Annotated in this window: 14 protein-coding genes and 3 tRNA genes; 12 read left to right on the top strand and 5 right to left on the bottom strand. The window is 43.1% G+C overall.

Annotated features, from left to right (window positions below; all coding sequences use genetic code 11):
- Positions 1 to 77 precede the first annotated feature (77 nt).
- Together MHO82_RS02690 and MHO82_RS02685 are read left to right on the top strand one after the other, a co-directional pair.
- A complete protein-coding gene (locus tag MHO82_RS02690; protein ID WP_239182311.1) occupies positions 78 to 839 on the top strand; it encodes a sulfite exporter TauE/SafE family protein in 762 nt (253 codons plus the stop codon).
- Between the two features lie 14 nt (positions 840 to 853).
- On the top strand, positions 854 to 1132 hold the full coding sequence (locus tag MHO82_RS02685; RefSeq protein ID WP_239182310.1) for a SelT/SelW/SelH family protein: 279 nt from the start codon (positions 854 to 856) through the stop codon (positions 1130 to 1132).
- A 44-nt stretch (positions 1133 to 1176) separates the two neighbouring features.
- Here MHO82_RS02685 and yfcE read toward each other — a convergent pair whose 3' ends face one another.
- Positions 1177 to 1725, bottom strand: coding sequence for a phosphodiesterase (gene yfcE / locus MHO82_RS02680; RefSeq protein WP_239182309.1), 549 nt, complete (start codon positions 1723 to 1725; stop codon positions 1177 to 1179).
- A 295-nt stretch (positions 1726 to 2020) separates the two neighbouring features.
- On the opposite strand from yfcE, the gene MHO82_RS02675 reads away from it, so the two are divergent.
- The 5 genes from MHO82_RS02675 to MHO82_RS02655 all read left to right on the top strand — a co-directional run bounded on the left by MHO82_RS02675 (position 2021) and on the right by MHO82_RS02655 (position 6702).
- Positions 2021 to 2935 (top strand): TIGR01777 family oxidoreductase, encoded by a 915-nt coding sequence (locus MHO82_RS02675; RefSeq protein ID WP_239182308.1) that lies wholly within the window; start codon positions 2021 to 2023, stop codon positions 2933 to 2935.
- 55 nt (positions 2936 to 2990) lie between these two features.
- Positions 2991 to 3818 carry an SDR family oxidoreductase gene (locus MHO82_RS02670; protein WP_239182307.1) on the top strand — a complete coding sequence of 276 codons (828 nt, stop codon included), beginning with the start codon at positions 2991 to 2993 and terminating at the stop codon, positions 3816 to 3818.
- 401 nt (positions 3819 to 4219) lie between these two features.
- Positions 4220 to 5074 carry a co-chaperone YbbN gene (locus tag MHO82_RS02665; protein ID WP_239182306.1) on the top strand — a complete coding sequence of 285 codons (855 nt, stop codon included), beginning with the start codon at positions 4220 to 4222 and terminating at the stop codon, positions 5072 to 5074.
- Between the two features lie 218 nt (positions 5075 to 5292).
- Positions 5293 to 6240 carry an SPFH domain-containing protein gene (locus tag MHO82_RS02660; protein WP_239182305.1) on the top strand — a complete coding sequence of 316 codons (948 nt, stop codon included), beginning with the start codon at positions 5293 to 5295 and terminating at the stop codon, positions 6238 to 6240.
- Positions 6241 to 6249: 9 nt separating this feature from the next.
- Positions 6250 to 6702: an NfeD family protein gene (locus MHO82_RS02655; protein ID WP_239182304.1), complete on the top strand. Its 453-nt coding sequence runs from the start codon at positions 6250 to 6252 to the stop codon at positions 6700 to 6702.
- 53 nt (positions 6703 to 6755) lie between these two features.
- Here the strand turns inward: MHO82_RS02655 and cueR are convergent, their stop codons facing one another.
- Entirely contained in the window at positions 6756 to 7157 is a 402-nt protein-coding gene (gene cueR, locus MHO82_RS02650; RefSeq protein ID WP_239182303.1) for a Cu(I)-responsive transcriptional regulator, read from the bottom strand.
- Between the two features lie 130 nt (positions 7158 to 7287).
- Here cueR and MHO82_RS02645 point away from each other — a divergent pair, with 130 nt between their 5' ends.
- The 4 genes from MHO82_RS02645 to MHO82_RS02630 all read left to right on the top strand — a co-directional run bounded on the left by MHO82_RS02645 (position 7288) and on the right by MHO82_RS02630 (position 12023).
- The gene (locus tag MHO82_RS02645; RefSeq protein ID WP_239182302.1) at positions 7288 to 7488 is read left to right on the top strand and encodes a DUF2986 domain-containing protein; all 201 of its coding nucleotides are present in this window, start codon (positions 7288 to 7290) and stop codon (positions 7486 to 7488) included.
- Between the two features lie 151 nt (positions 7489 to 7639).
- The gene (locus MHO82_RS02640) at positions 7640 to 10537 is read left to right on the top strand and encodes a copper-translocating P-type ATPase (protein ID WP_239182301.1); all 2898 of its coding nucleotides are present in this window, start codon (positions 7640 to 7642) and stop codon (positions 10535 to 10537) included.
- Positions 10538 to 10632: 95 nt separating this feature from the next.
- Positions 10633 to 11067 (top strand): DUF411 domain-containing protein, encoded by a 435-nt coding sequence (locus MHO82_RS02635; protein ID WP_239182300.1) that lies wholly within the window; start codon positions 10633 to 10635, stop codon positions 11065 to 11067.
- A 77-nt stretch (positions 11068 to 11144) separates the two neighbouring features.
- Entirely contained in the window at positions 11145 to 12023 is an 879-nt protein-coding gene (locus MHO82_RS02630; protein WP_239182299.1) for a TraB/GumN family protein, read from the top strand.
- Positions 12024 to 12097: 74 nt separating this feature from the next.
- Here the strand turns inward: MHO82_RS02630 and MHO82_RS02625 are convergent.
- The 3 genes from MHO82_RS02625 to MHO82_RS02615 all read right to left on the bottom strand — a co-directional run bounded on the left by MHO82_RS02625 (position 12098) and on the right by MHO82_RS02615 (position 12420).
- Positions 12098 to 12174 (bottom strand) — tRNA-Pro (locus MHO82_RS02625).
- Positions 12175 to 12220: 46 nt separating this feature from the next.
- Positions 12221 to 12297, bottom strand: a tRNA-Pro gene (locus tag MHO82_RS02620).
- A 46-nt stretch (positions 12298 to 12343) separates the two neighbouring features.
- Positions 12344 to 12420, bottom strand: a tRNA-Pro gene (locus MHO82_RS02615).
- 270 nt (positions 12421 to 12690) lie between these two features.
- On the opposite strand from MHO82_RS02615, the gene MHO82_RS02610 reads away from it, so the two are divergent.
- A complete protein-coding gene (locus tag MHO82_RS02610) occupies positions 12691 to 12831 on the top strand; it encodes a DUF3149 domain-containing protein (protein WP_239182298.1) in 141 nt (46 codons plus the stop codon).
- Positions 12832 to 12853 lie beyond the last annotated feature (22 nt).

Raw genomic sequence — 12853 nt, 5'->3', positions numbered from 1 at the left:
ATACTCCTCAATCTAAACCCATCACCATTTCCAGTTGTGCTACATTGAGCCCTTCGTTTTATCAGTTAGTTAACGATATGGATATCATTAATACAACCGGGCTATTCATTGGCTCTTTGGTCGCCAATACTCTTGCTTCTCTCTCTGGCGGCGGTGCAGGTTTGCTACAATTTCCTTTATTGATCTTTTTAGGGCTTCCTTTTTCAACGGCACTCGCGACGCATAAAGTCGCCAGCGTCGCACTCGGTATTGGTGCAGCAGCAAAACACATCCGTTCAGGCTCGTTAGATTGGAAATTGACGTTTTACTTAACGTTAGCGGGCAGTTTAGGCGTCGTTATAGGCGCAAATTTGATCCTATTTGTCCCCAACCAAATTGCAGAAACAGCCCTTGGCTTGTTAATCATTGGTTTAGGTTTATATTCTTATATTAAAAAAGATCTCGGCCAGCTAAATGAACCTAAAAACCGACATAAAAGTGGGGTTGCTATTGGTGTTATCGGATTAGGGTTAATCGGCGTTTTAAACGGCTCCCTCACTGCAGGCTCCGGATTGTTTGTCACCCTATTTTTAGTTCGATGGTTTGGTTTAGATTACAAGCAAGCGGTGGCTCTCACCCTTGTCAGTGTCGGTCTATTCTGGAATGGCTTAGGCGGCTTGGCCATGTATCAAGCTGGAGCCCCTATACATTGGCCTTGGATACCCGTTTTATTACTGGGTTCTTTTTGTGGTGGCTATCTTGGTGCTATTTTGGCAAACAAAGGAAGCAATAAACTCATTAAACGCTGCTTTGAAATACTGACTTTTGCTGTCGGTCTAAAACTCATTATTGGAATGTAACTACAGGAAACATCATGGATAAAGCCATCATCGATATTTATTACTGCCGACAATGTAACTGGATGCTGAGATCAACATGGCTAAGCCAAGAGCTGCTACATACTTTCAGCGAAGAAATTGAAACAATCTCTTTGCACCCTGATACCGGAGGCCGTTTTGAGATCCACTGTAATAGTCAGCAAATTTGGGAACGAAAAAAAGACGGCGGTTTTCCAGAGGCCAAAGTGTTAAAGCAAAAAGTGAGAGATCTTATCGACCCTGAACGGGATCTCGGCCACTCTGATAGTAAGTAATATTACCTTGGCTCTACCGAGCAACAACAGCTCGGTAGTGATTCTTATTCTAGATGAGTCGTAACAATAACGTTGCCATTTACATCAATCACTGACAGCGCATTATTATCTAACAGGCCATAACTTGGCGCATACCCATCACGTGGAAATGTTAGTGAACCAGGGTTAAAAATATAATGCTCGCCGTTACGCTCAGCCACAGGAACATGAGTGTGTCCATGCGCAATCACATCCCCTTCATTCAACACTGGTCGTTTATTTTGGTTATAGAGATGACCATGGGTTAAAAAAAGTTTACGCCCATTCTCTAACAGCACTAAGACATAATCCGACATCATCGGAAATGACAATAACATCTGATCAACTTCACTATCGCAGTTACCACGAACTGACACAATCTGTTTTGCGTACTGATTCAATAGTTCAGCGACCGCCGGTGGATTATACCCTTCAGGTACTGGGTTACGAGGGCCGTGATTTAACGTATCTCCTAAAACCACAAAATGCTCAGCTCCTGAAGCCAAAAACAGTTCAACTGCCTTGTGCGCAGCTGGTAAACATCCATGAAGATCGGAAGCAAAAAAAAGTTTCAAGACGCACTCCAATAAATATAAAACAAAAAAGGAATTGTACGCCTGTTAACATCAAGTGCGAAATAAACTTCCTCCTATGACTTTTAGCGTAGTAACGGTGGCTGACCCTGAGCTTCCCTTCCCCATAAGATAAATGCGAAGAGATCGAACAGTTTTTAGAAACCGTGATGAAAAGCCGCTATCACACAAGATAAAAAATATTTCACTGATGATAAATGCAACTGTTTGCTATAGTGATTTACAATTTATTCAAGGATTCATCTATACTTAGATGCACAAATGACAGAGGTAGCTCATGCATATTTTGGTGACAGGTGGCACAGGATTTATCGGCAAAGCATTACTGGCTCATCTTGCGAAACATCAAATAACCCTGTTAACCCGCTCAACAGAAAAGGCCAAAGACACCCTTGCCCACCTCGACATCGGCCATATTGACTACATTAACGCATTAGATGAACTGAGCGACTTTAACCATATTGATGCCATTATTAATTTAGCTGGCGAACCCATCGTAGATAAACGCTGGAGTAATCAACAAAAAAAAGTCATCTGCGACAGTCGCTGGAAGATCACGGAACAACTCGTTGCCAAATGCCACGCCAGCAGTATTCCACCTCATACCTTTATTAGTGGTTCAGCCGTAGGTTATTACGCCGATCAACAAGCTCATCCTTTTGATGAATCTCTCGTTGTTCACCATCACGGTTTTGCTCATCATATTTGTGCAAAATGGGAGGAAATCGCAAAGCACGCCGAATCAGAAAATACTCGAGTATGCTTGCTCAGAACCGGAATTGTACTGGGAAGGTGCGGGGGGGCCCTTTCTAAAATGCTTTTGCCCTATCAACTCGGCTTAGGAGGCCCAATTGGTCATGGCCAACAATACATGCCGTGGATACACCTGCACGACATGGTTCACGCCATCCTACATTTGTTAAATACACCTCACGCCAAGGGCCCCTTTAACCTCTGTGCCCCACACCCAGTTACAAATAAAGAATTTAGCCAAATGCTTGCCAAAACCCTGCATCGCCCACACCTGCTGTTCACACCAACCTGGGCGATAAAGTTACTGCTTGGTGAGTCTGCCTCTTTATTACTTGATAGCCAGCGCGCTAAACCCAAAAACTTAACGGACATTGGCTTCGAATTTAAATATTCCTACCTTCCCCCTGCCTTAGAGAACTTACTTCAATCAAAGAATTAAAAGTTCTATGATGCCTTTGCAAACACTCTGTATTTGGTAATGTTAAGGAAGAACAATGACTCGTTCCATTTTGATCACTGGCTGTTCCAGTGGTATTGGCTATGAATGTGCCCACGCACTGCATAAACAAGGGTTTCAAGTGATCGCCTCATGCAGGAAAGTAGCCGACGTAGAGCGATTGCAACAAGAAGGACTTACCTGTCTTCAGCTTGATTTACAAAGCCCAGAAAGTATCACTCAAGCTGTACAAAAAACGTTAGAACTCACTAATGGCCAACTTTATGCCTTATTCAATAATGGCGCTTATGGTCAACCTGGTGCTTTGGAAGACTTACCTAGACAAGCATTGCGTGAACAATTTGAAGTAAATTTATTTGGCTGGCACCAGCTCGTAGCTGAAGTATTACCAATAATGCGCCAAGCAGGGGAAGGACGAATTATTCAAAATAGCTCTGTGCTCGGTATTGTTGCGATGAAGTATCGCGGTGCTTATAACGCATCTAAATTTGCCTTAGAAGGCTGGACAGACACTCTCAGGCTTGAACTACAAGGTTCTGGCATTCAAATTAGCCTTATCGAACCTGGCCCTATTGAAACTCAATTTAGAGCCAATGCGTTAAATGCTTTTACAAAATGGGTCAATATCGATAACAGTGAGCATCGCCTGAAATATCAGCAACAAATAGCGCGCTTAGAAAAGAAAGAATCCAATAATGCCTTCACCCTACCCGCAAGTTCAATCGTTCCTCCTCTGCTTCACGCATTGATGGCAAAACGAGCAAAACCACGCTATCGAGTCACAACACCAACAAAGGTCTTTGCATTCCTTCGTCGTATTTTACCGACTAAACAGCTCGATTATTTACTTTCAAAGAGTGATTAACTACCAAAAACAGGCAACAGGTAAAAAAATAATCTAAACAATGAGAAAATCTACATTTAGTCATATTAGTGTCACAAAAACAGTTTAGTCTATTTCATCATCAACAAGGCCCACACTTGCTTCCATGAAATAGACCAAAAAAAGCAAAAATAAGCCTAATAAACAAACGGCATACAACTGTGGGAGGTCAAATGACGCTTCGCCATATAAACTGGATTTGTGTCAGTATTACACTGGCCGTCGTGTTAATTTTCTAACACACCTTTGCTTGCATTAAGCCCAAAGCCGCTCAACTCAGAGCGGTTTTGTGCTTTCTACAGCGAAAAAGAATCACAAACCTTGAAAAAACGACCACTTACCCTCAGATTCAATGTAAAGACTGAATCATTTAGGGTATTTACATGCAGCCGAATTACATCGTTGAGCTCAATGAACAAAATTTCCAGCAAGTTTTAGAAGGATCGCGCCAAGCCCCTGTTTTGATCCATTTCTGGGCGCCAATGAGCCAAGAAAGCGCCGATCTCATCCCAGCCCTACAACAGTTAGCACACCAATATTCAGGTCAATTTACACTCGCGCTCTTAAACTGCGAACAAGAACAAATGATCGCCTCACAATTTGGCGTTCAAGCACTGCCAACCATCGCACTATTTAAAAATGGTCAACCCGTTGATGGGTTAGGCGGCCCTCAGCCAATTGAGGCTATTCAGGCAATGTTAAACAAACATTTACCTAGCCAAGAAGAAATGCAACTAAAGGCTGCTCTAGAACAAGTCGATGCAGGGAAATACACCGAAGCTCTCCCTACTCTAAAAAGCTTGTTAGATCACTTTCAAGGCAACAGCATTGTTAAATTGGCCATAGCCGAGTGTTTAGTCGAAACTCAGCAGTTTGATGATGCAGAAACGTTATTAACTACGATCCCAATGCAAGATCAAGACGCAAAGTTCAAAGGTTTAATTGCTAAATTAGAACTTCATAAACAAGCGGCAGACACACCTGAAATTCGTTCATTAGAAGATGCGTACCATGCCGATCCAAACAATCACGATGTGGCTTTTGAACTGGCAGTACAATACAGCCAAGTAAATCGCCAAGAAGAGGCGCTTGAGTTACTCATTACAGTCTTACGAAAAGATTTAAATGCGAATGATGGTAGTGCTAAAAAAACTATGTTGGATATTCTTTCCGCTCTTGGACAAGGGAATGCCATAGCAGCTAAGTACCGCCGACAGCTGTATTCATTACTGTACTAACCTCCTAATTCAAACTCTAAGCAGCCACTTTTAAGTCGGCTGCTTATTTTTCATCAATTCACTTTCTTAAAGCAAGGCAAGTAACAAAAATATCAACAAACACAAATAGTTAGACTTTTTATAATATTATTGGTATTACTATTTATTAGTAGCATATAAGTGCGTATCCTCTGATTAGCCACGTTTTGTTCCATTTATTTACAAATCAGGAAGATACTATGCCTTACGATACTCTCATTACCCTTGGTGTGTTTATACTTGTCGCTATTGTTATTATTGCAGCAGGTGTAAAAACCGTTCCTCAAGGACATAACTGGACAGTTGAACGTTTTGGTCGTTACACCAAAACTCTACAGCCAGGCCTAAATATTATTATTCCTTTCATCGACTCTATTGGTCAAAAGATCAATATGATGGAGCAGGTGCTCGACATCCCTGCTCAAGAAGTCATCTCAAAAGATAACGCCAACGTCACCATCGATGCTGTGTGTTTCATTCAAGTTATTGAAGCTTCTAAAGCCGCTTATGAAGTTAACGATCTAGAGCATGCCATCCGTAACCTGACTTTAACGAACATTCGTACAGTACTTGGCTCTATGGAACTTGACGAAATGCTGAGTCAACGTGACAACATCAATAGCCGATTGCTGACGATTGTAGATGGTGCCACCAACCCTTGGGGTATTAAAGTTACTCGTATTGAGATCAAAGATGTTCAGCCACCAGCGGATCTAACCGCAGCCATGAACGCACAAATGAAAGCAGAGCGTAACAAGCGTGCCGACATTCTAGAAGCTGAAGGTGTACGTCAGGCTGAAATCCTTAAAGCAGAAGGTCATAAACAATCGGAGATCTTAAAAGCAGAAGGTGATAAACAAGCTGCTATTTTACAAGCCGAAGCTCGTGAGCGCGCTGCAGAAGCCGAAGCTCGTGCAACTAGCATGGTATCGGACGCAATTGCTCAAGGTGACATGCAAGCGGTAAATTACTTTATTGCACAAGGCTACACCGAAGCACTTAAATCTATCGGCCAAGCAGAAAATGGTAAAATTATTATGTTACCACTCGAAGCAACTGGCTTAATGGGCTCGGTTGCAGGTATCGCAGAAATGTTTACAGCAAGCAAAGACAGCGCTAACGATACCCAGCAACACCGTTCAAGCTAAGGGGGAAATATGATTGAGTTACTTGAACAAGCGAATTACTGGCACTGGCTAGCATTTGGCCTCGGGTTATTGCTACTGGAATTATTAGGTACTGCTGGCTACTTACTCTGGCTAGGGATCTCTGCCATGCTTGTTGGCTTAATCATCTCTTTGATGCCACTTAGCTGGCAAATGCAATGGATGTCTTTTGCAAGCTTCTCTCTGATCACAACTTGGCTATGGTGGCGATACCAGCACGGCAAAGATAAATCAGAAGACAAGAACCGTGTGTTAAACCAACGAGATCGCCAAATGATAGGCCAAACAACACGGTTAGAAGAAACCATTGAAAAAGGTAACTGCAGAATACAATTAGGTGACAGCTGTTGGTCAGCTCGCACCGACACAAAAATTGATGCCGGTACCTTAGTCGAAGTCGTGGATGTTGAGGGAATTATTCTTATCATCAAGCCTGTCTCCTAGGCTTAGCAATCAATAGCCACACCTCATAACATAGAGCACCATCGATTGGTGCTCTATTTCTTTGGATCGCAACACGATAAACCATTAATAATCGGACACTCAGCCCCCTCATCACCAGGGCAACTTTCCGCTAAAGAAAGTAAAGTCTGCTTCATTTCTGTAAGCTCTTTTATCTTAATGTCAATCTCAGCCACCTTATCTAAGGTTTTGCTTTTTACATCCGCACTGCGTCGGTTTGGATTTTTCGCGAGCATCAAGAGCCCTTGGCATTCATCTAAGCTAAACCCCACTAAACGGGAACGACGTATCAATACCAACTCATCAACGTGTTTATTACTGTATAATCGATAACCATTATTCCCACGCTTTGGCTCAGTAAGCAGCCCTTTTCCTTCATAAAAACGTATGGTTTTGGCTGTTAATCCAGTCAGTTTTGCGACTTCACTAATGTTCATTCTATCACCTAGATCTAAATCGGCTCATGATGACGAATGTATACCTTCCAGTAGCTAGAACGTCAATACACTTGTTATTCAGTCAAAAGCCCTTACAATCACAGCCCATCAACACCATTGGAATGACACCATGAACCGTAAAAAGAAAGTAAACCAGATTTTAAAAAAGCGCATGAAAAAAGCGAATGCGAAACTGCACAAGAGCAATAAGCCCCGTTACATCTCAAAGGCAGAACGTGCAAAAATGGAACTCGAAGCTCAGAATGCAGAGAATCAAGCCACTAGTGATGTAGCTCCTGCCCAAGAAACACCTTCAGAAGACAACGCATAATACCTCTACTCTGATCGCTTTATTCTCATTCCATTAGCTTTACTTAGCTCCTCGTGAATTAGACACTTGACCTTCCACTTGATGGAAGGTTTAGTATTCAATATTAGTGGCAGGTGGACTGCACTTTATTGACTTTTATCAGGAGGTAATTATGGACAATGGTATTGTGATCCCACTACAAAAAGTTCGTTGCATGGGGTGTGCAAAAAAAATATCCAACGCCCTTACCTCCCTAGATGGGGTTACAGAAGCCACCGTCGATACCAACACTGCAACAATATCTGGCAACTTCTTACTGACAGATGCGTTTAATGCCATTGAAGAACTAGGCTACCAAGCCGGAGAGACACATCACTTGCCTCTTGCAGGCTTAAGCTGTGGCCGATGCGTAGCGAAAGTAGAAGCTGCATTAGCCAAACAAAGTACAATCACCAGCCACCAAGTAGAAAAACATCAACTTAGTGTGCAAGGTACCATCAGCAAGAGTGAACTCGTTGCTCTGATTGAGAAACTTGGCTATCAAGTTCCAGAAACCACCAACTACACTCTGTACCTTACTGGCTTATCTTGCCAAAAGTGCGTAGAAAAGCTGAATGCTGCTTTAGATGCGGAATCATGCATCTCTCACTACGACACTTCAAAAGAACAAGCAATCATCACGACCACCAGCTCCAGTGAAGATATCATTGAGCTTATTGAATCATTAGGCTTTGGTGCAACGACGCTGCCCCCAATATCTGAGCCAGAAACTGAGCAGCCAACTGTACAGGCAAACACACCACTTACCGAAGAAGCAGTCGCCACAGAAACCGAGAGCATTCAGCTAATCCTTTCAGGGATCACCTGTGCTAGCTGTGTTGCTTCTGTTGAAAAAGCACTTTTTTCTGTTGAGCATGTACAATCGGCAAGAGTTAACCTTGCGGAAAGAACCGCATTAGTATCAGGGCAAGCCAGCGCACACGATCTTATCAAAGCCGTCGAGGATGCAGGATATGGCGCTCAAGTAAGTCTGAGTGAGCATCAGCGTCGTGAACAACAAAAAGCGCAGCAGCAAGGGCAATATGCAAGCCATAAGAAAAACACTTTCCTAGCCTTACTGCTTGGTGCTCCCCTAATGTTATGGGGCTTAGCTGGGGGGAGCATGATGATCCAATCCCCACAAGATCAAATAGGCTGGGGTATCGTCGGTATTCTTTGTCTTGCTCTGCTCTGCACCGCTGGGCGTCATTTTTATGTAAATGCATGGAAAGCGTTTACTCACCATCGCGCTAGTATGGATACTCTTGTTGCCCTAGGTACAGGCTCTGCTTGGTTATATTCCATGCTCGTGCTTCTTGCCCCCACCCTGTTTCCTGTAGAAGCTCGGCATGTGTATTTTGAAGCCAGTGCAATGATTTTGGGGTTAATCACTTTGGGTCACGCCATTGAAACCAAAGCCCGTAGCCGCACGTCTCAAGCATTAGAGAAGCTCCTCGATTTACAACCACAAACCGCCATTGTTTTAATCAACGGAGAAGAAAAAGAACTTCCTCTTGAAGAGGTTAAAGCGGGTATGTCATTACGCTTAAAGCCAGGCAGCAAAATTCCCGTCGATGGCACCATCACCCAAGGGCAAAGCTACATTGATGAGTCCATGCTAACAGGCGAACCTATTCCCGCTTTAAAACAGGTGGGAGATACTGTCAATGCTGGCACCATCAACCAACAAGGCAGCTTAACATTTACGGCTGATAACATCGGCGAAAACACCATGCTGGCCCGTATCATTACTATGGTAAGGCAAGCTCAAAGCAGCAAACCTGCACTGGCAAAATTAGCCGATAAAGTCTCTGCCATTTTTGTTCCAGTGGTCATGATCATCGCCGTCTTGTCTGCCTTAGTTTGGTACAACATTGGTCCTGAACCGACTCTCATTTATATGCTTATCGCAGCAACTACCGTGTTGATCATTGCCTGCCCATGTGCGCTTGGGCTAGCAACTCCGATGTCGGTAACTGTAGGAGTAGGTAAAGCCGCAGAGCTTGGGTTATTAATTAAAGATGCGGATGTCCTTCAACAAGCCAGCCACATTGATACCATTGTTCTCGATAAAACGGGCACCCTTACCCAAGGCAAGCCCTCAGTACAACAGCTGATTACGTACTCAAATGTAAAAGAGTCAGATCTAATCCAACTCAGTGCCAGCGCAGAAACCAGCTCAGAGCACCCACTCGCTAAAGCAATTGTAAATTATGCCCAACAACACACCGTTGATTTACTTGCTAACAGTGATTTCAAAGCACATTTAGGATTAGGAGCCCAGGCAACGATTAACCATCAGAATATAGCTATTGGTAACTCTGCGTTCATGGAGCAGCTGGCGATCGATATCACTGAAGCACAAGCCGATCTAAATGCAGCCTCAAACAATGCAATGACACCACTTATCGTTGCGATTAACCATAAATTAGCAGGGCTATTTTTGGTCAGTGATCCCCTACGTGAAGATTCAAAGCACGCCGTTAAACAATTACAAAAACAAGGCCTGAACGTTGTCATGTTAACCGGAGATACCCAAGCAACAGCTAACGCCATCGCCACACAGCTAGGGATCACAGAAGTTATCGCTCAAGTTTTACCTGATGGTAAAGCCGCCCAAATTGAACAGCTTCAACAACAAGGAAAAAAAGTGGCCATGGTAGGTGATGGTATCAACGATGCACCTGCACTCGCACAAGCAGATGTGGGGATCGCAATGGGCAGTGGCAGCGACGTTGCCATTGAAAGTGCCCAAATAACATTGATCCGCCATTCTTTAGTCACAGTAACGGATGCCATTGAATTGTCTAAAGCAACATTAAAGAACATGAAACAAAATTTATTTGGGGCCTTTATTTATAACGTGCTGGGTATTCCCATTGCCGCAGGCATACTCTACCCGCTTACTGGTTCGTTATTAAGCCCTGTCGTTGCTGGAGCTGCGATGGCGCTGTCATCCATTACCGTCGTCTCCAATGCAAACCGCTTAAGACTCTTTCAACCGACTTCAGCAAACCACTCAGAGGAATAAACCATGGTAAATCTTATTGGCCTGATATTAATTATTGCCATCGTATATTGGTTCTGGGTGATACCAAATTCAAAAAACAAATAGGGATCACTTCCATGAAACTATCAAAATTCCTGATCACTGGTGCAGCTTTTTTTTCTGCCTCTGCTTTTGCAACAGAAGTGCTAACTTATAAATCACCGTACTGTGGCTGCTGCACTGAATGGGTAGAGCATATGGAAGACGCAGGTTTTACCGTTAAAGTTGAAAACCATGAAAACATGAACCCAATTAAACAAAAGCTTGGATTAACCCCACAATTGGCTTCTTGCCATACTGCGGTCATTGATGGCTATGTTTTTGAAGGGCATATACCCGCAAAAGACATCAAACGCTTTCTTACTGAAAAACCGAGCTTAGCTGGCTTAGCAGTCCCTGGTATGCCAATGGGCTCACCGGGCATGGAATATGGAAATGAAAAAGATCCGTACCACGTGATCGGGTTTACCAAAAATGGCATGACCACGGTTTATAACAGCTACAATCAATAATTATGCAAAAACAGTTTTGAATAACGTTCAATTCCGGGCAATATAGTAAACACTGTAATTGCTCGGAAATGAATCCAATGAATCGATGGTTAGTGAGCTTACTGCTCCCTCTTGTCAGCTTTTTTAGTGTTTCAGCGCCGCTAGCCTGGCAAGCTGAAAAAGCGGGGCTCAGCTATACAATTTTAGGCTCTATTCATGCAGGTAAACAAAGCTTTTACCCTCTACCTTCCCCTATAACCAACGCCTTTAAAAACAGCCAAGGGCTTATTGTTGAAGCAGATATCCAGCAGCCTTTTAATCTAGACTTAGGCTCCGATTACAAAACAACCCAAGATTACCTCTCTCAAGCTCAGTCAAAACAGCTCATCAAAATCACTAATGAGCTAGCATTACCCTACGACGCCCTTATTCAAGCACCACCTTGGATGACTGCTGTTACCTTGCAAATGGGACAAGCAACCAATGCAGGATTAACACCACAACTTGGCATTGATAACCACTTTCTAACCCAAGCTCACCAGAAAAAGTTACCTGTCTATGAATTGGAAGGAATGGAAACACAAATCCAACTGCTTAAATCCCTAAAAAATGATGGGTATGAACTATTAAAACCCACCATAGAAGAATGGGAAGCCGCCAATAGTGAAATGCAATGCTTAGTAGAATCTTGGTTTTACGGTGATACCCAGAAACTCGAAAGTATCTTAACTTCAAGTCAACTTAGCGATGAATTTAATGAAGCACTGCTGGTTAAGCGCAATCAAGAATGGGCTAAGATCTTAGGAGAAAACGAGTTTGAGCTTCCAAAAGGCCACTACTTTGCTGTAGTGGGTGCATTACACTTAGTAGGTAGTGATAATGTGCTAGAGCTGTTAACACAACAAGGGTTCACGATAAAACCACTCACCCAAGGTAAAAAAGCCTTATGCCCAGACCTATTTTCATCACGCTCCTAAACAAATAAGTTTGGAGCTAAAATCAAAGCACTAGATACAACAAAGCCTCGTCCTAAGACGAGGCTTCTAAATAGTGGTCGGTGAAGAGGGATTCGAACCCCCGACCCTCTGGTCCCAAACCAGATGCGCTACCAAGCTGCGCTATTCACCGACTGTGTTGTTACTTCATTTTATACTTTCTGCTTTTAAAGAGAAAGTGGTCGGTGAAGAGGGATTCGAACCCCCGACCCTCTGGTCCCAAACCAGATGCGCTACCAAGCTGCGCTATTCACCGACTGTGTTATTACTTCATTTTACACTTTCTGCTTTCAAAGAGAAAGTGGTCGGTGAAGAGGGATTCGAACCCCCGACCCTCTGGTCCCAAACCAGATGCGCTACCAAGCTGCGCTATTCACCGACTGTATGAAACTAATATTGCTAGAAGCTATTGCCCTTAGCGGACGCTTATAATACTCAGCCCAAATAAATTCACAAGTCTTAATTACTCTTTTTAAAGAATTTCCGTTCTTTTGCCTATAAGTTCACCACTTCTATATAGGATGTGATCTGAATCTCACCATTTTCAACATATTGTCAACATAAGAAGCGCGATTGATCCAGATCAGAACCATCACTTCGTAACATGAGTAACCTCTAGTTATCGTAAAACTTTATAGGTAAACATATTATGGATTTCTGGTTAGATCTCTTATTTGGTAACGCGGTAGGACTCTCATCCATGCTTGTTATTTTTGGCGCGCTTGGATTAATGTTGTTTTATGGCGGTTTCTTTATCTATAAAGTCATCACGGCAAAATCTCCTCACTAGAGCCCTTGCAGATTAGTTTTGC

The sequence above is a fragment of the Vibrio sp. Of7-15 genome, from assembly GCF_022347565.1.
GTDB lineage: Bacteria > Pseudomonadota > Gammaproteobacteria > Enterobacterales > Vibrionaceae > NORP241.
Note: the sequence above shows the minus strand (reverse complement) of the source record. Positions and strands in the feature narration are given on the sequence as shown.